Source organism: Ruegeria sp. BE9, from assembly GCF_056538765.1.
Map to the genome: position 1 here is coordinate 100,075 of NZ_JBQFTS010000007.1, position 25,383 is coordinate 125,457.

General features: G+C 57.4%; 25 protein-coding genes and 1 pseudogene. 11 read left to right on the top strand and 15 right to left on the bottom strand.

Going from position 1 to position 25,383, the window contains the following annotated elements; translation table 11 throughout:
* Positions 1-20: 20 nt before the first annotated feature.
* Positions 21-386, bottom strand: a complete 366-nt coding sequence (locus ACR0EO_RS17470; RefSeq protein ID WP_480691941.1) for a hypothetical protein — start codon at positions 384-386, stop codon at positions 21-23.
* A 67-nt stretch (positions 387-453) separates the two neighbouring features.
* Positions 454-1,020: a TlpA disulfide reductase family protein gene (locus tag ACR0EO_RS17475; RefSeq protein ID WP_480691943.1), complete on the bottom strand. Its 567-nt coding sequence runs from the start codon at positions 1,018-1,020 to the stop codon at positions 454-456.
* A gap of 21 nt (positions 1,021-1,041) precedes the next feature.
* On the opposite strand from ACR0EO_RS17475, the gene argH reads away from it, so the two are divergent.
* The 4 genes from argH (at position 1,042) to ACR0EO_RS17495 (ending at position 6,755) form a co-directional block, all read left to right on the top strand.
* Complete coding sequence (gene argH / locus ACR0EO_RS17480) at positions 1,042-2,430, top strand: argininosuccinate lyase (RefSeq protein ID WP_480691945.1); 1,389 nt, start codon at positions 1,042-1,044, stop codon at positions 2,428-2,430.
* Entirely contained in the window at positions 2,430-2,612 is a 183-nt protein-coding gene (locus tag ACR0EO_RS17485) for an argininosuccinate lyase (protein ID WP_480691947.1), read from the top strand. Before argH ends, ACR0EO_RS17485 begins: the two co-directional genes overlap by 1 nt.
* Before the next feature lie 297 nt (positions 2,613-2,909).
* Entirely contained in the window at positions 2,910-4,175 is a 1,266-nt protein-coding gene (lysA, locus tag ACR0EO_RS17490) for a diaminopimelate decarboxylase (RefSeq protein ID WP_480691949.1), read from the top strand.
* 36 nt (positions 4,176-4,211) lie between these two features.
* The gene (locus ACR0EO_RS17495) at positions 4,212-6,755 is read left to right on the top strand and encodes a TIGR02302 family protein (RefSeq protein WP_480691951.1); all 2,544 of its coding nucleotides are present in this window, start codon (positions 4,212-4,214) and stop codon (positions 6,753-6,755) included.
* Between the two features lie 9 nt (positions 6,756-6,764).
* On the opposite strand, the gene ACR0EO_RS17500 is transcribed toward ACR0EO_RS17495, so the two are convergent.
* On the bottom strand, positions 6,765-7,484 hold the full coding sequence (locus ACR0EO_RS17500) for a zinc-ribbon domain-containing protein (protein ID WP_480691953.1): 720 nt from the start codon (positions 7,482-7,484) through the stop codon (positions 6,765-6,767).
* A 182-nt stretch (positions 7,485-7,666) separates the two neighbouring features.
* Between ACR0EO_RS17500 and ACR0EO_RS17505 the strand changes: the two genes are divergently transcribed.
* From ACR0EO_RS17505 to ACR0EO_RS17520, 4 genes are read left to right on the top strand one after another with little or no spacing between them, the layout of a single operon-like run.
* The gene (locus ACR0EO_RS17505) at positions 7,667-8,344 is read left to right on the top strand and encodes a cell division ATP-binding protein FtsE (protein WP_480691955.1); all 678 of its coding nucleotides are present in this window, start codon (positions 7,667-7,669) and stop codon (positions 8,342-8,344) included.
* A complete protein-coding gene (locus ACR0EO_RS17510; RefSeq protein ID WP_480691956.1) occupies positions 8,341-9,240 on the top strand; it encodes a cell division protein FtsX in 900 nt (299 codons plus the stop codon). The genes ACR0EO_RS17505 and ACR0EO_RS17510 overlap by 4 nt, the downstream gene beginning before the upstream one ends.
* Entirely contained in the window at positions 9,240-9,980 is a 741-nt protein-coding gene (locus ACR0EO_RS17515) for a lysophospholipid acyltransferase family protein (RefSeq protein ID WP_480691958.1), read from the top strand. Before ACR0EO_RS17510 ends, ACR0EO_RS17515 begins: the two co-directional genes overlap by 1 nt.
* Positions 9,967-10,572, top strand: coding sequence for a pyridoxamine 5'-phosphate oxidase family protein (locus tag ACR0EO_RS17520; protein ID WP_480691959.1), 606 nt, complete (start codon positions 9,967-9,969; stop codon positions 10,570-10,572). Before ACR0EO_RS17515 ends, ACR0EO_RS17520 begins: the two co-directional genes overlap by 14 nt.
* Before the next feature lie 127 nt (positions 10,573-10,699).
* Here ACR0EO_RS17520 and lpdA read toward each other — a convergent pair whose 3' ends face one another.
* The 11 genes and pseudogenes from lpdA to mdh form a co-directional block, all read right to left on the bottom strand.
* Positions 10,700-12,088 (bottom strand): dihydrolipoyl dehydrogenase, encoded by a 1,389-nt coding sequence (gene lpdA, locus ACR0EO_RS17525; RefSeq protein ID WP_480691960.1) that lies wholly within the window; start codon positions 12,086-12,088, stop codon positions 10,700-10,702.
* Between the two features lie 73 nt (positions 12,089-12,161).
* Complete coding sequence (locus ACR0EO_RS17530) at positions 12,162-12,431, bottom strand: hypothetical protein (RefSeq protein ID WP_480691961.1); 270 nt, start codon at positions 12,429-12,431, stop codon at positions 12,162-12,164.
* 2 nt (positions 12,432-12,433) lie between these two features.
* On the bottom strand, positions 12,434-13,945 hold the full coding sequence (gene odhB / locus ACR0EO_RS17535; protein WP_480691963.1) for a 2-oxoglutarate dehydrogenase complex dihydrolipoyllysine-residue succinyltransferase: 1,512 nt from the start codon (positions 13,943-13,945) through the stop codon (positions 12,434-12,436).
* A 3-nt stretch (positions 13,946-13,948) separates the two neighbouring features.
* Positions 13,949-16,906, bottom strand: coding sequence for a 2-oxoglutarate dehydrogenase E1 component (locus tag ACR0EO_RS17540; protein ID WP_480691965.1), 2,958 nt, complete (start codon positions 16,904-16,906; stop codon positions 13,949-13,951).
* Positions 16,903-17,445, bottom strand: a complete 543-nt coding sequence (locus ACR0EO_RS17545; RefSeq protein ID WP_480691967.1) for a DUF805 domain-containing protein — start codon at positions 17,443-17,445, stop codon at positions 16,903-16,905. Before ACR0EO_RS17545 ends, ACR0EO_RS17540 begins: the two co-directional genes overlap by 4 nt.
* Before the next feature lie 10 nt (positions 17,446-17,455).
* Complete coding sequence (locus tag ACR0EO_RS17550) at positions 17,456-17,848, bottom strand: hypothetical protein (protein ID WP_480691968.1); 393 nt, start codon at positions 17,846-17,848, stop codon at positions 17,456-17,458.
* Positions 17,849-17,896: 48 nt separating this feature from the next.
* Complete coding sequence (sucD, locus tag ACR0EO_RS17555) at positions 17,897-18,778, bottom strand: succinate--CoA ligase subunit alpha (RefSeq protein ID WP_475207346.1); 882 nt, start codon at positions 18,776-18,778, stop codon at positions 17,897-17,899.
* 84 nt (positions 18,779-18,862) lie between these two features.
* The gene (gene sucC, locus ACR0EO_RS17560) at positions 18,863-20,056 is read right to left on the bottom strand and encodes an ADP-forming succinate--CoA ligase subunit beta (protein ID WP_239338986.1); all 1,194 of its coding nucleotides are present in this window, start codon (positions 20,054-20,056) and stop codon (positions 18,863-18,865) included.
* Between the two features lie 221 nt (positions 20,057-20,277).
* Positions 20,278-21,249, bottom strand: a complete 972-nt coding sequence (locus tag ACR0EO_RS17565; protein WP_480691970.1) for a DUF1963 domain-containing protein — start codon at positions 21,247-21,249, stop codon at positions 20,278-20,280.
* A 47-nt stretch (positions 21,250-21,296) separates the two neighbouring features.
* Positions 21,297-21,506, bottom strand: a pseudogene (locus ACR0EO_RS17570) (DUF1963 domain-containing protein); the annotation flags it as partial.
* A 109-nt stretch (positions 21,507-21,615) separates the two neighbouring features.
* Positions 21,616-22,578, bottom strand: a complete 963-nt coding sequence (mdh, locus tag ACR0EO_RS17575; protein ID WP_170327182.1) for a malate dehydrogenase — start codon at positions 22,576-22,578, stop codon at positions 21,616-21,618.
* 161 nt (positions 22,579-22,739) lie between these two features.
* Here mdh and ACR0EO_RS17580 point away from each other — a divergent pair, with 161 nt between their 5' ends.
* The gene (locus tag ACR0EO_RS17580; RefSeq protein ID WP_480691972.1) at positions 22,740-23,495 is read left to right on the top strand and encodes a sulfite exporter TauE/SafE family protein; all 756 of its coding nucleotides are present in this window, start codon (positions 22,740-22,742) and stop codon (positions 23,493-23,495) included.
* Here ACR0EO_RS17580 and ACR0EO_RS17585 read toward each other — a convergent pair.
* Entirely contained in the window at positions 23,492-23,791 is a 300-nt protein-coding gene (locus ACR0EO_RS17585; protein WP_480691974.1) for a hypothetical protein, read from the bottom strand. The genes ACR0EO_RS17580 and ACR0EO_RS17585 overlap by 4 nt on opposite strands.
* 168 nt (positions 23,792-23,959) lie before the next feature.
* Between ACR0EO_RS17585 and ACR0EO_RS17590 the strand changes: the two genes are divergently transcribed.
* On the top strand, positions 23,960-24,817 hold the full coding sequence (locus tag ACR0EO_RS17590; RefSeq protein WP_480691976.1) for an HpcH/HpaI aldolase/citrate lyase family protein: 858 nt from the start codon (positions 23,960-23,962) through the stop codon (positions 24,815-24,817).
* A 6-nt stretch (positions 24,818-24,823) separates the two neighbouring features.
* Positions 24,824-25,378, top strand: coding sequence for an NnrU family protein (locus ACR0EO_RS17595; RefSeq protein ID WP_480691978.1), 555 nt, complete (start codon positions 24,824-24,826; stop codon positions 25,376-25,378).
* The last annotated feature ends 5 nt before the right edge of the window (positions 25,379-25,383 follow it).

The window sequence follows — 25,383 nt, forward strand, 5'->3', positions numbered from 1 at the left end:
TCAGTCAGCAGCGTGATTGGCTATTGCAACGTGTAGATCGTCGAGCTTCCCTTGCCCTTCTCACGTGTCATTTTCACAGTGGTTCCGTCGACTTCGAAAACCTGACAATCAGTGCCAAGGGCTTTGCCATCCAGCACGCCATTGCGGCACCAGAACTTCTTGTTCCACACCCAGTTGCCGCTGAACTTTTTCCCGCTGGTCAACTTGGCCGAGATTGTACCATCTGCGTTGGCAATAAAAACATTGCCTTTGTCATCGACGAGCTTTTTGCCAACAAGTTCCTTGTTGAACTGCTCGACCGTTTTGACCCTCTTAAAGTCAGCCTGAGCAGTTCCCGCAATAACCAATGCGGCGGCAACAATTGGTATCAGTTTAAATCCAGTCATTACTATTCCCCCAAAAATAATTGAGATCGGGAGAATAGCACGAATCGGGTCAGAAAGGGTGCAAGCGTTAACTTTCAGCGCCCACCAGCGTCGAGATGATCGCCTTGGCGCTGTCCGAATTCCACTCGGCATCGCCAATCAGACGGGCAATCTCGTCGCCATTGGGATCAAGGATCACCGTGATCGGCAGGGCAATCACGCCGAATTCCCGCGCCACGGCCGAGCCTTTGTCCTGATGACGGGGCAGGTTTTCAATGCCGTTCTCTTCGAAGAACTTCTTGATCCCGGCAGGGGAATTACGTCCGGTGGCCAGTGTCAGAACTTCGAATTTGTCGCCTCCGAACTCTTCCTGCAGCTCGGCGATCTGGGGCATTTCCTTACGGCAGGGTGCGCACCACGTCGCCCAGAAGTTCACCAGAACATACTTGCCTTTGTAATCTTCCAGCGTCGCGACGCCGCCGTCGTCTTCAAGTTGGAATTCGACCGGTGCATGGGGTTTGGGTTCCTTGTGCAGGATAAGCCGCTTCAACGAGCCGTCACGCAGCGCGCCCAGAGTTTCAGCATCGGCGGCGAACGCCGTATTTGCACCCAGCGCAAGGGCCATATAAAGGGGGATCAGACGAATTAGGCGCATATCAACTCCGGGTTTTCTTACATGACCGATCAATCCTCGAACCAGATGTGGGGCGGCCGCTTTGCCGCTGGTCCAGACGCGATCATGGAGGCAATCAACGCCTCGATCGGGTTCGATCAGCGGATGGCAGCCCAAGACATTGCAGGCTCGCGCGCCCATGCCGCCATGTTGGCTGCCACAGGCGTCATAAGTGATAGTGACGCCGAAGCTATTCGGGAAGGGCTGCTCACCGTTTTGTCAGAAATCCAGAACGGAGAGTTTCAGTTCTCGACCGCGCTTGAAGACATTCACATGAACGTCGAGGCACGGCTGAAAGAGGTTATCGGAGAGCCGGCAGGCCGTTTGCACACAGGCCGTTCGCGGAATGATCAGGTTGCGACCGATTTCAAACTGTGGGTGCGTGATCAGTTCGACGCAGCCGAAACCGGCCTGCTGGCCCTGATCCGCGCGCTTTTGGCGCAGGCCGAAGCTGGCGCCGAATGGGTCATGCCTGGGTTTACGCACCTTCAAACTGCACAGCCGGTAACTTGGGGTCATCACATGATGGCTTATGTCGAGATGTTTGGCCGTGACCTGAGCCGCGTTCGCGACGCACGTGCTCGGATGAATGAATCCCCGTTGGGCGCTGCTGCGTTGGCGGGAACCTCATTTCCTATCGACCGCCACATGACGGCCGAGGCGCTGGGCTTTGACCGTCCTGCTGCCAACTCTCTGGACGCCGTGAGCGACCGCGATTTCGCGCTGGAATTTCTGTCAGCGGCGTCGATCTGTGCCGTGCACCTGTCGCGCTTTGCCGAAGAATTGGTGATCTGGTCCTCGGCCCAGTTTCGGTTTGTTACGCTGTCTGACCGCTTCTCGACCGGTTCATCGATCATGCCGCAAAAGAAAAACCCCGATGCGGCGGAGTTGATCCGCGCCAAAGTGGGGCGGATATACGGCGCGAACACCGCGCTGATGATGGTGATGAAGGGGCTGCCGCTGGCCTATTCCAAGGACATGCAAGAAGACAAGGAACAGGTCTTTGACGCGGCCGACAACTGGATGCTGGCGCTGGCGGCGATGGAAGGCATGGTCAAGGATATGACCGCCAACCGGGAAAGCCTTGCCGCCGCTGCGGGCTCTGGTTTCTCGACCGCGACAGATCTCGCGGACTGGCTGGTTCGGGTTTTGGGCCTGCCCTTCCGCGACGCACACCACGTCACGGGCTCGCTGGTTGCTATGGCCGAAGGCAAAGGCTGCGACCTGCCTGATCTGACGCTGGAAGATATGCAATCCGTGCACGCCGAGATCACTGATGACGTCTACACTGTGCTTGGGGTCGATAATTCGGTAAACTCGCGCCAATCCTATGGCGGTACGGCCCCCGATCAGGTGCGTGCCCAGGTCAAGCGGTGGAAGGCGCTGGTGTGATGCATATTCTACGTGTGGTCCTTTTGATTGCGGCCGGGTTTGCCCTGGCCGCCTGCGGTGCTGATGGTGAGCCGATCCAGCCGACGATGAGCGCGAATGTCGGTGTCGGCAGCAGCGGTACTCATGTCGGCGGAGGCGTCGGCCTGCGTCGCGGAGGGCTGGGTGTCTATTTAGGCATCTAACGCGTTTGCAATTTGAAGGGCGCGTGCACATGTGAACTGTATCCACGGCCTTGCGCCAAGTTCCCGAGCTATAGACGACACAATGAAATTCAGTATTTTGATTCTGACCGTTACCCTTCTTGCGGCCTGTGATCCTTCTTACAGTCCCCGCCCGGAACCAGAGACAAAGTCTAGCGGGTCTGGCATCTCAATCTCGGGTTATGGCCGGGTCGGTGTATCGACGCGCAACTAAGTGATCGCGGCGAAGCGTGCGGAATCCATTGATCCGTTGGGCAGTTTTGGTCTAAGCGCGCAGTTATGGATCACTTTCTCTACCGCGACGGCGCGCTTTACGCCGAGGATGTCCCGATCTCCGAAATCGCTGCTGCGGTCGGAACCCCTTTCTACGTTTATTCGACGGCAACACTGCTGCGGCACTTCAAGCTGTTTGATGACGCGCTTGAGGGCACCGAACACCTTGTCTGCTATGCGATGAAGGCGGCCAGCAACCAGGCGATCCTGAAGACTCTGGCTCAGGCAGGTGCCGGGATGGATGTGGTCTCGGGCGGAGAGTACTTGCGCGCCAAGGCAGCGGGCGTGCCGGGCGACAAGATCGTGTTTTCCGGCGTAGGTAAAACGGCAGATGAAATCCGCACTGCGCTGACCGGCGGTATCCGCCAGTTCAACGTAGAGTCCGAACCCGAGATGGAAGTGATCAACGCCGTCGCGCTGGAATTGGGTGAGGTTGCACCAATTACTGTGCGCGTAAATCCGGACGTAGACGCCAAGACCCACGCCAAGATCGCCACTGGCAAGTCAGAGAACAAGTTTGGTATTCCCATCGTTCGTGCGTCAGAGGTTTATGCCCACGCGGCTACTCTGCCCGGTCTCGAAGTGATCGGCATTGACGTACATATCGGCTCACAACTGACTGAGTTAGAGCCGTTCGAGCTGGCGTATACCAAGGTTGCGGAACTGACCGAGCAACTGCGAGCCGAAGGCCACAACATCCGCCGTCTCGATCTGGGCGGTGGTCTGGGCATTCCCTACACCCGTGCCAATGACGCACCGCCGCTACCGGTGGAATACGGCGCGTTGATCAAAAAGACGCTGGGCCACTTGAACTGTGAGATCGAGATTGAACCGGGCCGCCTGATTGCCGGTAATGCGGGCCTGATGGTCAGCAAAGTGATTTACGTGAAATCCGGCGAAGGCCGCGATTTCCTGATCCTTGATGGTGCCATGAATGATCTGATCCGCCCCGCAATGTACGAGGCGCATCACGATATTGTAGCGGTGAAAGAACCTGAGCCGGGTGTTGAGCAGCAGCCATACGACATTGTCGGGCCGGTCTGCGAAACTGGCGATACATTTGCCAAACAACGCAACATGCCGCCGCTGTCGCCGGGCGATTTGGTCGCCTTCCGCAGCGCCGGAGCTTATGGCGCGGTGATGTCCAGTGAATACAATACCAGGCCTTTGATACCCGAGGTGCTGGTGCACGAGGATCAATTTGCAGTTATTCGTGAACGCCCAAGCTTTGACGAAATCATAAACCGCGATACCATACCTGAGTGGCTCTGACGCGATAGGCGCGCGGGCCCGTTCAGGAGGCCCGCCTTGACTGCAAGACCGACCTTGCCGATCCCGAGATTATCTCTGCTGCTGACGCATGCAGGGATGCTGGCCGAGCAGGTTTTGCGTGCTTTCTGGCCGTTTTTCTCAATTTTGATGGCCATTCTGGCCGTTTTGATGCTGGGGCTGCAGGACCTTGTTGGGGTCGAGGCAGTCTGGGGTGTGGGCGCTGTTGTGCTGATGGGCTTGCTGGCATCGCTGGTCGTAGGGGCAAAGCGATTCCATCTGCCTTCGCGTGCCGAAGCCCTGATGCGGCTTGATGAATCTCTGCCGGGGCGACCGATCCAAGCATTGATGGACGATCAGGCCATTGGATCGATGGATGCGGATTCGGTTGCTTTGTGGCGCGCGCACCAGGCTCGTATGGCACAGCAAGCAGCGCAGGCCGAGCCGGTAACACCTGACCTGAGACTAGCTGACCGCGATCCCTATGCCTTACGCTATTCTGCTCTGCTGGCGCTGGTAATTGCAGCGTTGTTCGGGTCGTTTTGGCGTATTGGCTCTGTGGCTGAGATGACGCCGGGTATAGCTGAAGCTGGTCAGGGGCCGAGCTGGGAAGGCTGGGTGGAGCCACCACGTTACACCGGACTTCCGACGCTTTATCTGGCGGATCAAACCGACCCAACGCTTTCCGTTCCGGAAGGCAGTCGCATAACTCTTCGCTTCTACGGAGAGGTTGGCGCGCATACTCTTTCAGAAACCACAACACCATTGGGAACCGAAGCCGAAGGAGAACCTGAACAAGAGTTTGTTGTAGAGCGTTCGGGGCAGTTGCAGATTATAGGCCCGTCGGGTCGCGATTGGACGCTGGATGTAATTCAGGATACGCCACCCAGTATTGAGGTCGCGGGCGTAGCAGAGTCAGAGGCCGGTGGGCAGATGAAGCTGCCGTTTGTAGCTAACGATGACTACGGCGTTGTGTCGGGCACCGCAACGATCGAGCTTGATCTTGCGGAAGTCGATCGCCGCTATGGTTTGACCACAGATCCAGAACCACGAGAGGTGATTGAGGTCGAACTGCCAATGCCGATTACTGGTGACAGGGTCGATTTCACCGAAGATCTGATCGAAGACTTTTCGCAGCACCCGTGGGCGCATCTGCCTGTCAAAATCACCTTGATGGCGCGTGATGCAGCAGATCAGGAAAGCTATTCCAAACCCTATATGACGGAACTACCGGCGCGGCGCTTTTTTGATCCGTTGGCGGCAGCGGTGATCGAACAGCGTCGAGATCTGCTTTGGTCTCGCGAGAATGCACCTCGGGTTGCTCAATTGCTAAGAGCGGTTTCGCATTTGCCCGAAGAGTTCTTTCGGTCGGACACCGCTTATTTACGCCTGCGCGTCACTCTGCGTCGGTTGGAGGCGTTTACCAAGTACGACCTGAAACCCAAACAACAGGCAGAGATTGCTCAGGCGTTGTGGGATCTTGCGGTTATAATCGAAGAGGGCACGCTTGCCGATGCGCTCGAACGTATGCGCCGCGCTCAGGAGCGCCTGACCGAAGCAATGAAAAACGGTGCCACCGATGAGGAAATCGCCGAGCTGATGCAAGAGCTACGCGAGGCGACGCAGGACTATATGCGCCAGCTACAACGTTTGGCGCAGGAAAACGGTGAGTTTGACGAGAACCAGCAAGGTCAGAATGGTGAAAGCCTGCAGATGACGCAGGACGACTTGCAGCGGATGATGGATCGTATCCAGGAACTGATGGAACAGGGCCGTATGGCCGAGGCGCAGCAAGCGCTGGAGGAGTTCCAGCAGATGATGGAAAACATGCGGGTCACACAAGGTCAGGGACAGGGTCAGCAATCTGAAGGTCAGCAGGCGATGGAAGGGCTTGCTGAAACGCTGCGTGAACAACAAGGTCTTAGCGATCAGGCGTTCCGAGATTTACAGGAACAGTTCAACCCGGATGCTCAGGCAGGTGAAAGCCAGGGCAACGAAGGCCGTAATGGCGGCCAGGGTCGGGGCCAGAGCCATGAGGGCCAAGGTGGTCAGGGGCAAGGCTCGGATCAGGCGGATGGCAACCAGCAGGGTCAGGGATCGTTGGCCGATCGGCAGCAAGCCTTGCGTGACGAGTTAGGTCGCCAGCAGCAGAACCTGCCCGGCAGAGGAACGCCCGAAGGCGATGCCGCACGCGATGCGCTAGGTCGCGCCGGTCGAGCCATGGATGACGCTGAAGAGGCCTTGCGCAGTGACGATTTGGCTGAAGCGATTGACCGTCAATCCGAAGCAATGGAAGCCTTGCGGGAAGGGATGCGCTCCTTGGGTGAGGCGTTGGCTGAAAACCAGCAAAATCAGCCGGGGCAGGGCGCTCAGGAAGGCGATATGCAGGCCAACAACCGCGATCCTTTGGGCCGCAGCCCGGGTGCGAACGGTTCGATGTCGACCGATGACAGCTTGCTGCAAGGCGAAGATGTCTATCGCCGAGCGCGTGAACTTCTGGACGAAATCCGCCGCCGCACGGGCGAAACGGATCGTCCTCAGATTGAGTTGGAATACCTCAAACGTCTGCTCGAAAGATTCTGACAGTCAGGCTTAGTTCTGTGACGTTCCAGAAGTCTGTGCCTCAAGCCATACGCGCGCTTGATCGACAAGGGAAACGTACGAATCCAGTACCGGATCGGCTTGCGGCATCGCCTCACTGATCCGCTGTGCGTTGCTGTAAAGCAGCAGCAGTAGAATGCCGATGATCACAATCAAAGCAAACCCGCGCATGAACCCTTTTGATTTGCGCTGGGCAGCTTGTTCTGAATCCGCCGGAGGATCGGTTAGATCACTGCGTAAGCTGGAATTGATTGCTTCTACATCCGGCAGAGCGTCTTTTTGGCCTGCGTCGGCTGAAGTCTCCGTAGCTGTCAGCTCTTTGACAGCATCTTCGGGAGACGGCTCAGGTGGCGTATCCAGCGCCAGATCGGGCTGGGTTTCCAGACCGCTTCCTTCCTGGGCGCGAAGTTCGGATTCCCGAGCGGCCTCTTCTTTCAGGATGCTGGCAACGGCGGGGTCGATGTTACCTGCTGAGACAGGTTCTTCGACTGCAGCTTCGGTTTCCGGCTCAGCCGCAGGCGGTGCGGCCGGCTCTTCTACTTTTGGCGCTTCAGCAGCAGGCGCGGCCGACTGGGTTTCTGTGTCCTCTGGGTACTTGGCCTGGAACCATGTTTTCTCGCAGTTCGAACACTGAACGTCGCGGCCTTCCTCCGGGATGACCTCGTCTGGGACCTCATACTGGGCCCCGCAGTTCGGACAAGTAAGACGCATGCTGCCTCCTGACCGGCGAACCGGCCGATAATAGTTTTTTCAGGGATGATATTCCGTTAAGACCTGACCGCAAAGGGTGTTTTCGGTTTCACGGCTTAAGTGTCACCAATTCGACCCGGTGCAGGCATTGAAACCACAACCGCGCTCGGGCAAGAAGAGCGGCAACAATAACGGGGGCCCCTGTGATCGAGCTGGAAAACGTCAGCTACACCTATGGCGGTGGTGAATTGCTGTGCAACGTGTCGCTGCAATTGCAACCGGGGTCATTCCACTTTCTGACTGGGCCCTCGGGTGCGGGAAAGACGACCCTTCTTAAGCTGTGCTATGGCGCGCTACTGCCGACCTCGGGGCGCTTGAGCGCCTTTGAAGAGGATATCGCGCGTCTGGACCGTGATCAGATGGCGTTGCTGCGCCGCCGGATCGGGGTAGTGCATCAGGAATGCCAATTCCTCGACCATATGACACTGGCGGAAAACGTCGCCCTGCCTTTGATGGTGTCAGGGCGGGGCGAAAACGCAAAGAAGGAAGATTTGACCGAACTGCTGAGTTGGGTCGGATTGGGAGCCCGACTTGATGCCCATCCTCCAGAATTGTCGGGCGGAGAACGCCAGCGTGCGGCGCTGGCCCGCGCCGTGATCCTTTCACCGGATGTCGTTTTGGCGGATGAGCCGACGGGCAATGTGGATTGGGAAATGTCTCAGCGTTTGTTGCGCCTGTTGGTCGAGTTGAACCGGATGGGTAAAACCGTTTTGATTGCCACACATGACCTCAGCCTGATCCGTGCGGCCAAAAGCCAGGTCCAAGCCCGTGTTTTGCGTATTTCCCAACGCCAAATTCAACTGGCGGGGGCAGACCTATGAATCAGGAAACTATCCGAAGCCTGCTAAAACGGGATTCACGCGCAGATCGTGTCGTGCCACCCACGGGCTACACTGCGCATCTGACGCTGTTTGTGTCTGGCGCAATGGCATTTCTGGCTGTGTTTGCTCTGGCCTTGTCGCTGGCCTCGGGGCGTTTAGCCGACCGGTGGGCAACCGAACTTGCTGGGGCTGCAACCTTACGGATAAATGCCCCCGCCGAACAGCTTGCCGCGCAGACCGAAGCGGCCTTGACCGTTTTGACCCAGACCCCCGGCGTTGCTTCGGCCCGTGCTCTGACGGCCGAAGAACAGGCCGCCCTTTTGTCCCCGTGGTTTGGACCAGACCTGCCCCTTGATACTTTACCTATCCCGCAACTGATCGAGATCATCGAAGGCGAGCCGGGATTGGATGCTGCCGGACTGCGCTTGCGGTTAGGTGCCGAAGTGCCTGGTGCAGTGCTGGACGACCACACGCGCTGGCGCGAACCTTTGGTTGATGCGGCGGTATCCTTACGCCGGTTGGGATGGGTTTCGATTCTTTTGATCGGCGGAGCGACGGCGGCAATGATTACTTTGGCGGCCAACGCCTCTTTGGCCGCCAATGCACAAATCATCGAGGTTCTGCGATTGGTCGGCGCCCAGGATCGCTTCATCGCCAGTGCTTTTGTGCGTCGCTTTACCTACCGCGCGTTCTTCGGGGCTGTCGTTGGGGTGCTGTTCGGGATGACTGGTGTTCTTCTGTTGCCAGAAGCCTCTGACGCGGGCGGGTTTTTGACCGGCCTTGGGTTTAAGGGTTCCGGCTGGCTCTTACCTATTCTGATCCCGTTTATGGGCGCAGCTGTGGCCTTTTTGGCCACTTGGACCGCCGCAAACCGCAAATTGAAGGAGCTTTCCTGATGGCCACCGCGTTTCAATGGATACGCTCGCTGATCTTCATGATCGTGATTTATGCGTGGATGCTGATCCTTGGCATCGTGTTTGCACCTTACGCCCTGTTTACCAAGCGAGGCGCTTTGCAGGCTTGTAAGACCTATGCACGTACTACGATGTGGCTGGCAAGCTGGATGGTTGGCATCCGTTGCGAAGTACGCGGGCAGGTTCCTGTAGATGAGGTTGTGATTGGCGCAAAACACCAATCGTTCCTGGATATCATCATGATCTTCGACGCGCTTCCCCACGGCAAGTTCATCATGAAAAGAGAGCTTTTGTGGACTCCCGTCATAGGAATGTATGCGCGCCGGCTGGGGTGTATTCCCGTTGATCGCGGCAAACGAGGCGTTGCCGTTGCTAAAATGGTGAAAGATGTGGCCAAGGAATTCTCTGAACCCGGCCAGCTGGTGATTTACCCACAAGGAACGCGTGTCGCTCCGGGTGCGGAAAAACCCTACAAGGTTGGCACCGCCGTTTTGTATGAAGGCTTGGGTTATCCTTGTATTCCGGTCGCCACAAATGCCGGTGTTTTCTGGCCGCGTTCGGGCGTCCTGCGTAAACCCGGGCTGGCGATTGTTGATTTCCTCGAACCTATTGAACCGGGTGTCGGACGGCGTGAATTTCTGGCCCGGCTGGAAGATGTCATCGAAACTCGTTCTAACGCACTGATGGAAGAAGTGGGGTTCGATCCGCATGGAGTACATTGAGGACATAACAGCGCTAGAAAGCCTTTATGGGACCCCCGGTGCGCCGTCCATCCGCAAGGTGGCCAGCGCGCTGACACCGCTCTACCGTGAATGGATAATGGCGTCACGGCTGTGCGTTCTTAGCACCGTAGGTCCGGAGGGCGTCGATGGTAGCCCGCGTGGCGATGACGGGCCGGTCGTGCTTGAACTGGATCCGAAAACACTGGCTCTGCCTGATTGGCGTGGAAATAACCGGCTGGTTTCATTGCGCAACATCGTCCGGGATCCGCGCGTGTCGCTGATGTTCATGGTTCCAGGGTCGAACAATGTTGTGCGTGTGAACGGTACAGCTCGTCTGACGGCTGATGAAAATCTTCGTGCGCGCTTTGAGAAAAAGGGCAAACGTCCGGCGACAGTTGTCGTTATCGAAATTGCCGAGGTCTACACGCAATGCGCACGGGCTCTGATGCGCGCACGGACTTGGACCGCAAACGACGAAAGCAGTTCTCTGCCAACCGTGGGTGATATCCTCGCCGAAGTTTCCGAGGGTGAAGAAGGCGGAAAACGTTATGATTCCGAGTGGGGTGCCCGCGCGGCAAAAACAATGTGGTAGAGGGCTTTGCCCAACTGTCATTTCGTAGGGGCATTCAGGCCAGTCAAAGCTTCCGCTTCATCTGGCCTCTAGCATCACGGAGCGCGAGGCAGAGCCCCGCGTCTTCCGGTTTGATTTCGAATAAGTTCTACGAGTGAATTGGTCCGTCGCCACAAGCCAGCGCCGCTTCGCGTACGGCCTCAGAGTAGGTTGGATGCGCGTGGCAGGTCAGGGCCAGATCTTCGGCTGACGCACCAAACTCCATCGCAACGCAGACCTCATGGATCAGGTCGCCAGCCGCCGGGCCGATGATGTGGCAGCCCAGAATGCGGTCGGTTTCCTTGTCGGCCAGAATCTTGACGAAGCCGTCGGCGGCAAAGTTCGCCTTGGCGCGGCCATTGCCCATGAACATGAACTTGCCGACCTTATACGCACGGCCGGCAGCCTTGAGCGTCTCTTCGGTTTCACCAACATTGGCAACTTCGGGCCAGGTGTAGATCACACCGGGGATGACGCCATAGTTCACGTGGCCATGCTTGCCCGCAACCTGTTCTGCGGCGGCCATACCTTCATCCTCGGCCTTATGCGCAAGCATCGGGCCTTCGGTGACGTCGCCGATCGCGTAGATGCCTGGCACGTTGGTTTGCCAGTCGCTACCCACTTTGATTTGACCGCGCGGTGTCATTTCAACGCCGAGGGCCTCAAGGCCCAGCCCGTCCGAGAATGGCTTGCGCCCGGTCGCGACCAGAACTGCGTCAGCGTCAATCACGTGCTCGCTGTCATCCTTACGCAGTTTGTAAGTAACTTTTGCCTTGGTCTTGGTGGCTTCGGTCTTTTGAACCGCCGCACCCATGACGAACTTCAGCCCCTGTTTCTTCAGGATACGCTGGAAGGTTTTCTGTACCTCGGGGTCCATACCCGGCGTAATCACGTCCAGGAATTCAATAACCGTAACTTCTGCCCCAAGACGCTGATAAACCGAACCCAGTTCCAGGCCGATAACACCAGCGCCGATGACAACCATTTTCTTGGGGATCTTGCCGAGTTCCAGCGCCCCGGTCGAAGTGACGACGACCTTTTCATCGACTTCAACACCGGGCAGGGAGGATGGCTCGGACCCAGAAGCAATGATGATGTTCTTGGCGCTGTGGATCTCATCACCTACTTTGACCTGTCCGGCAGCAGGGATTGAACCCCAGCCTTTCAGCCAATCGATCTTGTTCTTTTTGAACAGGAACTCGATGCCCTTGGTGTTTCCTTCGATCACTTCGTCCTTGTAGGCCTGCATCTGTTTCCAATCGACCGAAGGCGATTTTCCCTTCAGGCCCATCTTGGCAAAGTTATGCTCGGCTTCATGGAGCTGATGAGAGGCGTGCAGCAAGGCTTTGGATGGGATGCAGCCCACGTTAAGGCAAGTGCCGCCCAGCGTCTCACGCCCTTCGACAACGGCGGTTTTCAGGCCCAGCTGGGCGCAGCGGATGGCGCAGACATAGCCGCCGGGGCCAGCTCCGATTACGATGACGTCATAGTTTGCCATTATACTCTCCTAAATCGACCGGTTGGCCCGGTGCAGGCGTGATCCACTCTGCGCGGATCATGCCGTGTGTGGTTCAAACAGGTTCCAGCAGCTTGATCGTGATATGCGCGATGCCGCCTCTTTCGTGGTGCATCGCCAACTCCTCTGAGCCGAAGAAAGCCCGGGCCTTGTCCAAATTCGTCACCTCAAACATAGCGATGGCATGGTCGGCTTGGTCGGGGTCGCGCCAGACATGCAGGTCGCGGATACCCGCGGCCTTGCGCATCGGTTGGTCTTCGCGAAACACTTTCAGCCAGGCATCGAAATCGGCCACATCGGCCTGCCACAATACATGAGTAGCCATGATTACAGATCCATCAGCAGGCGGCGCGGATCCTCCAGCGCCTCTTTTACGCGAACAAGGAACGTCACCGCGCCTTTGCCGTCAACGATCCGGTGATCGTAGGACAAAGCCAGGTACATCATCGGGCGGATCTTGATCTCACCATTGATGACCATCGGGCGGTCCTGAATCTTGTGCATACCCAGAATACCCGACTGCGGGGGGTTCAGGATCGGCGAAGACATCAGCGAGCCGTATACACCACCATTCGAGATGGTGAAGGTGCCGCCCTGCATTTCAGCCATCGACAGCTTGCCGTCGCGGGCGCGTTTGCCCTTTTCGGCAATGGCTTTCTCAATCGCTGCAAAAGACATGCTGTCGGCATCGCGGATGACCGGAACAACCAGACCCTGGGGCGTACCAGCGGCAACGCCCATATGGACGAAGTTCTTATAGACGATGTCGTTGCCGTCGATCTCGGCGTTCACTTCGGGCACTTCTTTCAGCGCGTGGCAGCAGGCTTTGGTAAAGAAGGACATAAAGCCCAGACGCACGCCGTGCTTCTTCTCGAACTGGTCTTTATATTGGTTACGCAGAGCCATCACCTCAGTCATGTCCACCTCGTTGAAGGTGGTCAGGATTGCAGCGGTGTTCTGCGCGTCCTTCAGGCGCTTGGCGATGGTCTGGCGCAGGCGGGTCATGCGCACACGTTCCTCGCGCGATGCGTCCTCAGCGGCGACAGGCGCGCGTGGTGCAGGCGCCGAGGGAGCAGGTGCCGCCGCAGGCGCCGGAGCCGCCGCAGTTGCGATCGCTTTGGCCACATCTTCTTTCATGATCCGTCCATCACGACCGGAGCCGGTGACCTGATCCGCCGACAAGCCTGCCTCGGCCATCGCTTTTTCAGCGGACGGTGCATTTGCCACGTCCTTGCCAGAAGCGGCTGCTGCGGCCGGAGCCGCCGTTGGTGCTGCCGGAGCTGCCGCAGCACCAGCTGCCGAACCCGAGATCACCGCCAGTTTGGCTGTTGCATCAACAGTCGCGCCTTCCGGAGCGACGATTTCAGCCAGCACACCCGCCGCAGGGGCTGGAACCTCAACTGAAACCTTGTCGGTTTCAAGTTCACAAAGCATCTCGTCTTGCGCTACGGCGTCGCCAACCTGTTTGAACCAAGTGGAAACGGTAGCCTCGGTCACGGACTCACCCAGTGTGGGAACCATGACGTCTACGCTGCCACCTGATGCTGCTGGAGCTGCAGCAGCGGCCGGAGCCTTAGCCGCAGGGGCAGGCGCCGCGCCTTCACCGGCGGCGATGGTCGCCAACAGAGCGTCCACACCTACAGTTTCACCTTCGGCGGCAACAATCTCACCCATTACGCCAGCGGCAGGAGAAGGCACTTCGACGGTGACCTTGTCGGTTTCAAGCTCACACAGCATCTCATCCACAGCGACGGCATCGCCGGGTTTTTTGAACCAGGTTGCAACAGTGGCTTCGGTGACCGACTCGCCAAGCGTGGGAACACGAACTTCAGTGGACATCGTTTACTTTCCTTCAATGCTCAGCGCTTCGTTTACCAGCGCTTCTTGTTGGGCTTTGTGTTGGCTGGCCAGACCCGTTGCGGGTGAGGCCGAAGTGGCGCGACCGACGTAGCGTGGCCGTGTGTGCTTGGCACCGATGCGGGTCAGGACCCACTCGATATTTGGCTCGATAAAGCTCCAGGCGCCCTGGTTCTTGGGTTCTTCTTGACACCAGACGATCTCGGCCCCTTTGAAGCGTTCGAGTTCGTTGATCAGCGAGTGTGCGGGGAACGGATAGTATTGTTCGATCCGCATCAGATAGACATCTTCGATGCCACGTGCGTCACGTTCTTCCAGCAGGTCGTAGTAGACCTTGCCCGAGCACATAACAACCCGCTTGATCTTGTCGTCCTTGACCAGCTTGGTTTCCGAGTTACCCTGCTGCGCATCGTCCCACAGAACACGGTGGAAGCTAGAGCCGGTGGTGAACTCTTCGGCCTTGCTAACGGCCAGTTTGTGGCGCAGCAGCGACTTGGGGGTCACCAGGATCAGCGGCTTACGGAACGTCCGGTGCAGCTGACGACGTAGGATGTGGAAGTAGTTCGCAGGCGTTGTACAGTTCGCCACGATCCAGTTGTCCTGACCGCACATCTGCAGGAACCGCTCCAGACGCGCAGACGAGTGTTCGGGGCCTTGCCCTTCGAAACCGTGCGGCAGCAGGCAAACCAGACCGGACATCCGCAGCCATTTGCTTTCGCCCGAGCTGATGAACTGGTCGAACATGATCTGCGCACCGTTGGCAAAGTCACCGAACTGGGCTTCCCACAGGGTCAACGCGTTTGGTTCGGCCAGCGAGTAGCCATACTCAAAGCCCAAAACCGCATATTCGGACAGCATCGAGTCAATGACTTCGTATTTTGACTGGCCTTCGCGAATGTTGTTCAGCGGGTAGTAGCGTTCTTCGGTTTCCTGATGGACAAAACCTGAGTGGCGTTGGCTGAACGTTCCGCGTGTCGCATCCTGACCGGACAGGCGCACAGGATAGCCTTCGGTCAACAAAGAGCCGAAAGCCAGTGCTTCACCGGTTGCCCAGTCAAAACCTTTACCACTGTCGAACATCTGCTTTTTGTGATCCAACAAACGGGCGACAGTTTTGTGGACTGCAATATCCGCTGGTGCATGCGTCAGGGCATTGCCGACATCGGCCAGAGTTTCAGGAGCGATTGCGGTGTCACCCCGAACGTACTCTTCTTTGTTTTTGTCCAGATGCGACCAGCGCCCATCCAGCCAGTCGGCCTTGTTGGGCTTGTAGTCTTTTCCGGCGTCAAACTCATCGTTCAGATGGGCCTGGAAGGCGGCTTTCATGTCCTCGATCTCGCCCTCGGGGATCAGGCCGTCTTTGACCAGACGCTCGGTGTACAGGGACAGCGTGGTCTTATGCGTCTTGATCTTCTTGTACATGATCGGGTTGGTGAACATGGGCTCATCGCCCTCGTTGTGACCAAACCGACGGTAGCAGAAGATGTCGATGACCACGTCCTTGTGGAACTTCTGACGGAACTCTGTCGCGACCTTGGCAGCGTGAACCACGGCCTCGGGGTCGTCGCCGTTCACGTGGAAGATCGGCGCTTCAACCATCAGCGCGATATCGGTCGGATACGGGCTGGAGCGCGAGAAGTGCGGCGCAGTCGTAAAGCCGATCTGGTTGTTCACGACGATATGCATTGTGCCGCCGGTCTTGTGACCGCGCAGACCCGATAGGCCAAAGCCTTCGGCCACAACGCCCTGGCCAGCAAAAGCCGCGTCACCGTGCAACAGGATGCCCATCACTGCGGTCCGATCAGTATCCTTCAACTGATCTTGCTTCGCGCGGACCTTACCCAGAACCACAGGGTTCACCGCCTCAAGGTGAGAAGGGTTCGCAGTCAGCGACAGATGAACGCTGTTGCCATCGAACTCACGGTCGCTGGACGCGCCGAGGTGGTATTTCACGTCGCCCGACCCATCAACATCTTCGGGCTTAAAGCTGCCGCCCTGGAATTCGTTGAAGATCGCGCGGTAGGGTTTGCGCATCACATTGGCGAGAATGTTCAGGCGGCCACGGTGCGGCATCCCGATGACGATATCTTTGATCCCCAGAGCACCGCCGCGCTTGATGATCTGTTCCATCGCGGGGATCAGGGCTTCACCACCGTCCAGACCGAACCGCTTGGTGCCCATGTATTTGACGTGCAGGAATTTCTCGAAACCCTCGGCTTCGACCATCTTGTTCAGGATCGCTTTACGGCCTTCCTTGGTAAAGGCGATTTCCTTGCCGTAACCCTCGATCCGTTCTTTAAGCCACGCAGCCTGTTCGGGATCCGAGATGTGCATGTATTGCAGCGCAAAAGTGCCGCAATAGGTCCGCTTAACGATCTCGACGATCTGACGCATGCTGGCCATCTGCAAACCCAGCACGTTGTCGATAAAGATCGGGCGGTCCATGTCAGCTTCGGTAAAGCCGTATGTTTTTGGGTCCAGCTCGGGGTGTGTGCTGGCGGCACGCATACCCAGCGGGTCCAGATTGGCGGCCAGGTGACCCCGGATACGATAGGCCCGGATCAGCATTAGCGCCCGCAGGCTGTCCAACACCGCGCGTTTGATCTGGTCGTCACTGACCTGAACGCCCTTGTCCACAGCCTTGTCCTTGATTTTCTTACCCGCCGCCTTGGCGTCGATTTCAGCCCATTCGCCGGTTAGCGCGCCAGTCAGATCATCGGCTGGCATCGGAGGCCAATCGGTGCGTGCCCAAGATGGCCCTTCGGCCTCTTTCTGGACGTCCGGTGTGGCGTCACCCATCGCCTTGAAGAACTCGGCCCAGGCGGCATCCACCGCGCCGGGGTTCTTTGTGTACTGGGCGTATAACTGCTCCAGATACTCGGCATTGTGCCCTTGCATAAAGCTTGAGGCATGAAAGGCGGAGTTGGGCGAGTGTTCGGTCATGATGTTACCTCATGTGGGTTGGGACCGTATTGATTGGTGCCTGGCTGGCTGGGGCGGGTCAGCCACCACAGGACCAGGAGCGGCGACACAAAGAGAACAAGCAGTGTCGGAATGACGATCAGCAAGGTGGCTCGGGTAAACAAGATGTCCAAATTGCCGCCATGCTGGAAACTGGATGCAAGGCCGATGCCAAAGACCAGAACGGCCGCGGCCCCGAGGATCAGGAGGATCGGCAACAGAGCGTATAGCCCGCTGCGCCCGGTATCATGCATCCGCCGCCACGCGACAGCCAGATGTGGAAAAAACACGATCAGGCTGACGATGCTTTGCACCGGCTGCGAGGACGTCGCGGTGACGGATTTCACCTCATCGCTCTGGCTGACCGAGACTTGCGTGAAGAACTGCCAGTCAATGATCCCGGCGATAAAGCTCCAGATCACGATGAACAGGAAAAAGAACCAGTATTCGGGCCGTGAAGCACGACCCGAGAAGGTGAAGAACTTGGTGAAACAGGTGCGGATGGCGTCGGAGAAGGTCATATCTGGTCACTCACCCCACTATTCCACCACAGGAAAAAGATACGATTAGAGAGTTCCGTTTACCTCGGTTGGCAGTGAAAACAGCGCTGTCGCTGCCGACCAATCCGCAAACATAACCCACGCGGTTCACGATCACATCTTTGGTGGAGTCTTTACTTGCTCGAAAGCGAAAGTGGTACTTCTGGCTTCTGGACAATTTGAGCTCGGAAAACCCTCTTTTTTTGGCGATGTAGTGAGTCTCGCAAGTCTTGTCCCGGATGAATTGTCCCTCGCTTGTCCAGCCGATAAGAACGCTACAATCTTTTGCTTCGGCTTGCCCTGATGCTGAGAATGCAAGAGTTGCCGCCGAAAGCAGCGACCAAAGATTCGTCAAAGGCGAGAAGGGCGGGCGTTTTTCGCCCACCCTCTTTCCGGGCGCAGCCCTCAGAGCGTATGCCCGGCAAGCGATCACTTACCCAATCGCTTCCAGCACAGCCTCACCCAGTTGGGCGGGGCTTTCAGCCACAACGATACCGGCCGAGCGCATGGCTTCGATCTTGTCCTCGGCTCCGCCTTTGCCGCCAGCGACAATCGCGCCGGCGTGGCCCATACGGCGGCCCGGAGGGGCTGTGCGGCCTGCGATGAAACCGGCGGTCGGCTTCTTGCGGCCCTTCTTGGCTTCATCCGCCAGGAACTGTGCGGCTTCCTCTTCGGCTGAACCTCCGATCTCACCGATCATGATGATCGAGTGGGTCTCGTCATCCGCCAGGAACCATTCCAGCACGTCGATATGTTCGGTGCCTTTGATCGGGTCGCCGCCGATGCCGACGCAGGTGGACTGGCCCAGACCCACGTCAGTGGTCTGTTTGACAGCCTCATAAGTGAGGGTGCCGGAACGAGACACAACGCCGACCGAGCCGCGCTTGTGGATGTGGCCGGGCATGATGCCGATCTTGCAGGCATCCGGCGTGATGACACCGGGGCAGTTCGGGCCGATCAGGCGCGATTTTGACCCTTCTAGCGCGCGCTTTACCTTCATCATGTCCAGAACCGGAATGCCTTCGGTGATGCAGACGATCACTTCCATCTCGGCATCAATCGCTTCGAGGATCGAGTCAGCTGCGAAGGGCGGTGGCACATAGATCACCGAGGCATTGGCTTCGGTCACATGCTTGGCCTCGTGGACCGAGTTGAACACGGGCAGGTCAAGATGAGTCATCCCGCCTTTGCCGGGGGTCACGCCGCCGACCATCTTGGTGCCATAAGCAATGGCCTGTTCAGAGTGGAATGTGCCCTGCGAGCCGGTGAAGCCCTGACAGATCACTTTGGTATTTTCGTCGATGAGGACTGCCATTTGGCGTTCTCCTATTTTAGGCGGGCCTCGGCCTGCCAGAATTCTTCGGAAAGGCGAGCCAGAGCCCACCCCACGGAATTGGGATTAGCCTTTCACGGCCTTCACGATCTTTTCGGCACCGTCTTTCAGGTTGTCTGCCGCGATCACGTCCAGGCCAGAGGTGTTGATGATCTCTTTGCCTTTCTCGACGTTCGTGCCTTCCAGACGCACGACCAGCGGAACCTGCAGGCCGACCTCTTTCACCGCAGCGACAACGCCCTCGGCGATGACGTCACAGCGCATGATGCCGCCGAAGATGTTGACCAGAATGCCTTTGACCTGCGGGTCCGAGGTGATGATCTTGAACGCTTCGGTCACTTTCTCCTTGGTGGCGCCACCGCCAACGTCGAGGAAGTTGGCGGGCTCGGCACCATACAGCTTGATGATGTCCATAGTAGCCATCGCCAGACCGGCACCGTTCACCATACAACCGATCTCACCGTCCAGCGCGATGTAATTCAGGTCGTACTTAGAGGCTTCCAGTTCTTTGGGGTCTTCCTCGGTGGTGTCGCGCAGTTCGGCGATATCGGGGTGGCGGTAAACCGCGTTACCGTCAAAACCAACCTTGGCGTCCAGCACTTTGAGGTCACCGCTATCCGAGACGATCAGCGGGTTGATCTCGAGCATCTCCATGTCCTTCTCGACGAAGGCTGCATAAAGTTGGCTCATCAGTTTGACACACTGCTTAACCTGCGCGCCCTCAAGACCCAGCGAAAAGGCGATGCGGCGGCCGTGATAGGGCTGGTAACCGGTGGCCGGATCAACCGAGAAAGAAAGAATTTTCTCAGGAGTAGCAGCCGCCACTTCTTCGATGTCCATGCCGCCTTCGGTCGAGCAGACAAACGAGATGCGGCTTGTCTGGCGGTCAACCAGCAGGGCCAGATACAGTTCACGCTCGATGCCCGAACCGGCTTCGATGTAGATGCGGTTAACCTGCTTGCCAGCGGGGCCGGTCTGGTGGGTCACCAGTGTGCGGCCCAGCATTTTTTTGGCTTCTTCAGCGGCTTCTTCAACCGACTTGGTCAGACGCACACCGCCTTTTTCTCCGGCGTCGGCCTCTTTGAAGCTGCCTTTGCCGCGTCCACCTGCGTGGATTTGTGCTTTGACAACCCACAGGGGGCCATCCAGTTCACCGGCTGCGGTTTTGGCTTCCTCGGCGCGCAGAACCGCGCGACCTTCGGAGACCGGGGCGCCATAGCTGCGAAGAAGAGCTTTGGCCTGATATTCGTGAATGTTCATCGAAATTGTCCCGTCTGACTACGATTACACCGTTATAGAGGTGTGTATGGGGCATTTATAAAGGGTTTTTTTATGCCAATGCGGTTTTTAGCGAAGATTTTTAGTATTTGTGATCACAGCTTTTTGGGGTGTGATCACAAACCTGCAAATCGGTTTCTTTAACAGGGCGAGATGGGCCCGATGCGGTTAGCAATAATGCGAATCTAATGGTCAGAATGACGTTAATGGCATTCGAACATGAATTCGACCCGGGTCCATTTCCGGGCTTCCAAATGCTCAGGTCTGATCCACCACGTCATGATACCAACGTCACCGGGCCAAAGCGATCCGAAACTGTCATACGTAAGTTGCAACAGCAAAATTTGGTCAAGGCGCTCACAGACACCGGCTTGGACTATTCTGCCTAGGCCAAACATCTGGTGGCGTTCTGGATCGCCACCCGGGACTAGTTCGTGATTGTTGATGTGTTCACGCACAGGTGCGGGAAGGGCCGTCCATGCCTCATCCGAACCAGTTGCCGCATATTTTAGGGTGTCGCGAGCAAGGTTTTCGGCACCGCGCAGCCCAACGGAATAGAGACTACGCGTCTCAGGGGCGAACCTCTCGAACTCTCTGTCTAGCCGCTCGGTTGATCTCCAGAGGCGTTGCCGGCCCTGATCATCCAGTTTGGACCAATCTGTTTCCGCCTGCGCCCACGCCCACGAATCGAAAACAAATTCGCGAAAGGGGCTGTACCCTGTGATACAGCGTAACGGTGCACGACGGATCCACTCCCGATGCGCGCGTGACTTCAAATTGTTCGGTAAGATTTGCCGCAACAAGGTCTCGCGGAAGGCGGATAATTCCCGCATGAGGTGGCCTGCAAGTATCTTGACGCTGGCATGCCAGACAAGCCCCGTGGCCCTAAGTTCAGCATCAGGCGCGAAGCTGTTTTCGATCAAGACGTCCAGAAGACTTGGTTCGAGGTGTCCAGAGTCCGGAGTGTTCGACACCGCAAAAACGATGCCGTCTTCGTCTTCATCGGTCTCTTCTTCGTAGGGGGCGGATTGAAACACCACGGGCCAGCGCGGCAGACTATGGGCCACGTGAAGTGGCTTGTCGTGATTGAGAAGGCTTCGACCGTAGTAATCCCCGAAAGCGTGTGGAGTTCGCTCAGGAGGGTGCCTGAGTGAACCTGCGGTCTCCAGAAACACGACACTGCCATCCTGATTCTTGTCGGTATCGCAGAAAATAGCAGCAATCCGTTTTGCGGCAGCCCTGTGTCGGGGCGCAAAGCGGCAATAGATTTTAGGTCAATCTGGGCGCAGAAGTTAAGGGGAATAGCGCCAGCCGTCCGAGGCCAAGGGTGTTCGCCCAGCATCGGCTGACCGCCGATATAGCTGTCGGATTCATTCCAGTTCGAAGAACAACGGGGCGCTCGAGAAACAATTATGGGGTCAATTTTTTGCAAGCTAATTCTCGCTTAGGTCGTAGCGAGAACGCTAGACAACTTCGCGCAAACGAAAAGAGCGCCCGGAAGGGCGCTCTGGAAACGTTGCATTTTTTCAACGAATTGCGTCTTAGGCCAGCGAGCTGTCGATACCTTTGCACGCTTCGATCAGGCCTTTTACGGCGTTGACCGAGTTGTCGAAGCCAGCTTGCTCTTCTTCGTTCAGCTTGATGTCGACGACACGTTCGATGCCGCCCGCACCGATTACGGTGGGAACGCCGACATACATGCCTTCAACACCCAGTTCACCGTCACAATAGGCGGCGCAAGGCAGAACGCGCTTCTGGTCTTTCAGGTAGGCTTCGGCCATTTCGATCGCTGATGTTGCCGGAGCGTAGAACGCCGAACCGGTTTTCAGCAGGCCAACGATCTCGGCACCACCGTCACGGGTACGCTGAACGATGGCGTCCAGTTTCTCCTGAGTGGTCCAGCCCATTTCGACCAGATCAGGCAGCGGGATACCGGCAACGGTCGAGTAGCGAACCGACGGCACCATGGTGTCGCCGTGGCCGCCCAGAACAAACGCGGTCACGTCGCGCATCGACACGTTGAACTCTTCCGACAGGAAGTGCGCAAAACGGCCCGAGTCCAGAACACCCGCCATGCCGCAGACTTTGTTGTGCGGCAGGCCTGAGAATTCGCGCAGAGCCCAAACCATCGCGTCCAGCGGGTTGGTGATGCAGATGACGAATGCGTCGGGTGCATTGGCGGCGATGCCTTCTCCAACCGACTTCATTACTTTCAGGTTGATGCCCAGCAGATCATCGCGGCTCATGCCCGGTTTGCGTGGAACACCGGCGGTCACAATGCAGACGTCTGCGCCAGCGATGTCCTCATAGGACTGCGTGCCCTTGAGTTTAGCGTCAAAACCTTCGGACGGGCCGGATTCAGCGATGTCCAGCGCTTTGCCTTCCGGGGTGCCTTCGGCGATGTCGAACAGGACGACGTCACCAAGTTCTTTCATTGCTGCGAGGTGGGCGAGCGTGCCGCCGATCTGACCTGCGCCGATCAGCGCGATCTTGGGTCTGGCCATTTGGAATATCTCCGGTCGGTTTTGAAATCGCGGTTTTGCTAGTCGTAAAAGCGACGCCGCGCAAGTCTTCTGCGGCGCGGCATGCAACCGCATACAGTTTGCGTTGCCTTGTGTGATTGCGCTAAAGGGCCAATGAGACAAGCCTAAACGCGGTACGCCACATGTTCGAATTGAACCTTATGTTTTTTGCTGTGGCGATCCCTGCGGTCATCTTTGCGGGGATTTCGAAGGGTGGGTTTGGCTCGGGCGTGGCCTTTGCGTCGTCTTCGATTCTGGCCTTGATCCTAACACCTGGACAGGCTTTGGCGCTGATGCTGCCGATCCTCATGGTGATTGATGTGGCAACCCTTGGGCCCTACTGGAAACGCTGGAGCTGGCCAGATTCCCGCCTTTTGATTCTTGGGGCTGTTCCGGGCGTTGCAGTGGGCGCTTGGCTTTACCGCGCCACAGATGACGACCTTCTGCGTCTTTTGATTGGGGGAATTTCCGTCGGGTTTGTGATCTGGCACATAGCTCAGAGCAAAGGGTTGATCCACGGTTTTGCCAATCGTTTGCCCCCGCCCGCCGGGCTTTTTGCGGGTCTAGTTGCGGGCTTCACCAGCTTTGTCAGCCACGCGGGTGGGCCGCCTGCTGCCGTCTATTTGTTGTCTCAGCGTCTCTCAAAGACCGAGTTCCAGGCCAGCACGGTTCTGGTCTTTTGGGTCATTAATGCTGCAAAATTCGTTCCGTATGCCTTTCTGGGCCTGTTCACTTGGCACACGGCCTTGGCGGATCTGCTGCTGGCCCCTTTTGCCGTCCTTGGCGCCTGGTTGGGCGTCCGAGCACATTTCATGCTGTCCGAGCGCCTCTTCTTTGGAATCGCGTATGTGCTGTTGACCATTACAGGCAGCAAGCTGATCTGGGACGCGCTGATCTAAACGTTGGGAGCCAAAGGCTCGGCAAGCATCTCAAACGCCTGACCAGTCGCGATCAAGCAGGTTGTACCGTCGGGTAGTGTCACTGTTATGGTCCAGCCGCCTGTCTGACTCGATGCATATAGCTCCATCACAGCCCCTTGACGCACGACCCCCATGCTTTGTCGCGTTTCGCCATAGGTTTCGGCCAAACGTTTCACCACGTCTTCCCGAGGTGCGCACGAGCGGGCCTGAGCCTGTTGCGCGGCAAGAACCATGATTCCAAGACCCATCGTCATCTTGATAAGCGTATCTTTCATCATTCACCCCTTTGTTTCCATCTGCGTTCAAGGTGAGGTCAGCGAACAGAAATCTGGTTAAAGCCCCGAGCGTTGCGTCACGCATGCTGCATTGCGGCAATTTTCCTCTTGAACTTTCCGATAAAAAATGGCCCATTCCGCGCAACATTCTTACAAAGGGAGAGGCCAATGGACCCCCGTCAGCGCCCCTATCGTTCCGTACTCTATATTCCCGGCTCGCGTGACCGGGCGCTGGATAAGGCTCGAACCTTGCCGGTGGATGCTATCATCTTCGACCTCGAAGATGCGGTTTCCGCCGATGAAAAGGCTAATGCACGCGAAACGCTTAAGGCTGCCCTGGCAACGGGGGGTTACGGTTCGCGGGTCAAGATCGTGCGCATCAATGGGCTGGATACTGAATGGGGCAAGGCGGACGCAGAGGCCGTGCGCGAAATGGATGCCGATGTCGTTCTGTTGCCCAAGGTGAATTCCGCCGCTGACGTTGATGCCTTGGCGGCGATCACAGGTGACATGCCCATCTGGGCGATGATGGAAACGCCGCGCGGTATGCTAAATGCAACCGAGATCGCAGCCCACCCGTTGATGGCCGGATTTGTGATGGGAACCAACGATCTGGCTAAAGAACTACAGACTCGCTTCCGCTCGGATCGTCTTCCGATGATGACTTCATTGGGGCTGTGTTTGCTGGCCGCAAAGGCCGAAGGTCTGATCATCGTCGACGGCGTCTATAATGCGTTTAAAGACGGCGAAGGTCTGGCTGCCGAATGCGAACAGGGCCGCGACATGGGTTTTGATGGCAAGACGCTGATCCACCCGGCACAAGTGGATATCACTAATGAAGCTTATGCCCCGTCGGATACGGAGATTGACTTGGCCCGTCGCCAGATTGCAGCCTTTGAAGAGGTTGAGTCTCAAGGGCAGGGTGTTGCAGTGGTCGATGGTAAAATCGTTGAAAACCTGCATGTTGTAACTGCCCGTGAAATTCTGGCAAAAGCGGAGGCGATTTCAGCTTTGCAAGCGGGGTAAGCCAGCATGGGCTTTGTTCTTCTAATCCTTGGGGTGGCGCTTTGGTGGGCCGCCCACCTTTTCAAACGTGTGATGCCGGCGCAGCGTGCGGCGATGGGCGACGGTGGCAAGGGCGCGGTAGCGCTGGCTCTGGTAGCGGCGATTTTGCTGATGATCTTCGGCTATCGCATGACCGATTTTGTGTATGTTTGGGCGCCGCCGACCTTCCTGATCCACGTCAATAACCTGTTGGTGTTGATCGCGATCTTCATGATGAGCCCCGCAGGCACCAAGGGCCGTCTGTTGAACAAGCTACGTCACCCGATGCTGGGCGGTTTCAAGCTGTGGGCCTTCGCACATCTGCTGGTGAATGGCGATCTTGCCTCGATCATCCTGTTCGGAGGGTTGCTGGCTTGGGCTGTGGTCGAGGTCATCGTGATCAACAAATCGGAACCCGACTGGACGCCCGGCGAACCCGGCACCTACGGCAAGGATGCGATGTTCTTCGTCGCCTCGATCGTGCTGCTGGGCGTGATTGGCTATATCCACGGGCTGGTCGGTCCGTCCCCATTCCCGTCGTAAGGATC

What these genes read in the sequence shown, in the direction of transcription:
- ACR0EO_RS17485 (WP_480691947.1), top strand. Translation starts at nt 2,430, where the DNA reads ATGCATATTCTACGTGTGGTCCTTTTGATTGCGGCCGGGTTTGCCCTG.
- lysA (WP_480691949.1), top strand. Translation starts at nt 2,910, where the DNA reads ATGGATCACTTTCTCTACCGCGACGGCGCGCTTTACGCCGAGGATGTC.
- lpdA (WP_480691960.1), bottom strand. Translation starts at nt 12,088, where the DNA reads ATGGCAAACTATGACGTCATCGTAATCGGAGCTGGCCCCGGCGGCTAT.
- ACR0EO_RS17500 (WP_480691953.1), bottom strand. Translation starts at nt 7,484, where the DNA reads ATGCGTCTTACTTGTCCGAACTGCGGGGCCCAGTATGAGGTCCCAGAC.
- mdh (WP_170327182.1), bottom strand. Translation starts at nt 22,578, where the DNA reads ATGGCCAGACCCAAGATCGCGCTGATCGGCGCAGGTCAGATCGGCGGC.
- ACR0EO_RS17540 (WP_480691965.1), bottom strand. Translation starts at nt 16,906, where the DNA reads ATGACCGAACACTCGCCCAACTCCGCCTTTCATGCCTCAAGCTTTATG.
- sucD (WP_475207346.1), bottom strand. Translation starts at nt 18,778, where the DNA reads ATGGCAGTCCTCATCGACGAAAATACCAAAGTGATCTGTCAGGGCTTC.
- ACR0EO_RS17545 (WP_480691967.1), bottom strand. Translation starts at nt 17,445, where the DNA reads ATGACCTTCTCCGACGCCATCCGCACCTGTTTCACCAAGTTCTTCACC.
- ACR0EO_RS17580 (WP_480691972.1), top strand. Translation starts at nt 22,740, where the DNA reads ATGTTCGAATTGAACCTTATGTTTTTTGCTGTGGCGATCCCTGCGGTC.
- sucC (WP_239338986.1), bottom strand. Translation starts at nt 20,056, where the DNA reads ATGAACATTCACGAATATCAGGCCAAAGCTCTTCTTCGCAGCTATGGC.
- ACR0EO_RS17520 (WP_480691959.1), top strand. Translation starts at nt 9,967, where the DNA reads ATGGAGTACATTGAGGACATAACAGCGCTAGAAAGCCTTTATGGGACC.
- ACR0EO_RS17530 (WP_480691961.1), bottom strand. Translation starts at nt 12,431, where the DNA reads ATGGCTACTCATGTATTGTGGCAGGCCGATGTGGCCGATTTCGATGCC.
- odhB (WP_480691963.1), bottom strand. Translation starts at nt 13,945, where the DNA reads ATGTCCACTGAAGTTCGTGTTCCCACGCTTGGCGAGTCGGTCACCGAA.
- argH (WP_480691945.1), top strand. Translation starts at nt 1,042, where the DNA reads ATGACCGATCAATCCTCGAACCAGATGTGGGGCGGCCGCTTTGCCGCT.
- ACR0EO_RS17475 (WP_480691943.1), bottom strand. Translation starts at nt 1,020, where the DNA reads ATGCGCCTAATTCGTCTGATCCCCCTTTATATGGCCCTTGCGCTGGGT.
- ACR0EO_RS17585 (WP_480691974.1), bottom strand. Translation starts at nt 23,791, where the DNA reads ATGAAAGATACGCTTATCAAGATGACGATGGGTCTTGGAATCATGGTT.
- ACR0EO_RS17590 (WP_480691976.1), top strand. Translation starts at nt 23,960, where the DNA reads ATGGACCCCCGTCAGCGCCCCTATCGTTCCGTACTCTATATTCCCGGC.
- ACR0EO_RS17515 (WP_480691958.1), top strand. Translation starts at nt 9,240, where the DNA reads ATGGCCACCGCGTTTCAATGGATACGCTCGCTGATCTTCATGATCGTG.
- ACR0EO_RS17510 (WP_480691956.1), top strand. Translation starts at nt 8,341, where the DNA reads ATGAATCAGGAAACTATCCGAAGCCTGCTAAAACGGGATTCACGCGCA.
- ACR0EO_RS17470 (WP_480691941.1), bottom strand. Translation starts at nt 386, where the DNA reads ATGACTGGATTTAAACTGATACCAATTGTTGCCGCCGCATTGGTTATT.
- ACR0EO_RS17595 (WP_480691978.1), top strand. Translation starts at nt 24,824, where the DNA reads ATGGGCTTTGTTCTTCTAATCCTTGGGGTGGCGCTTTGGTGGGCCGCC.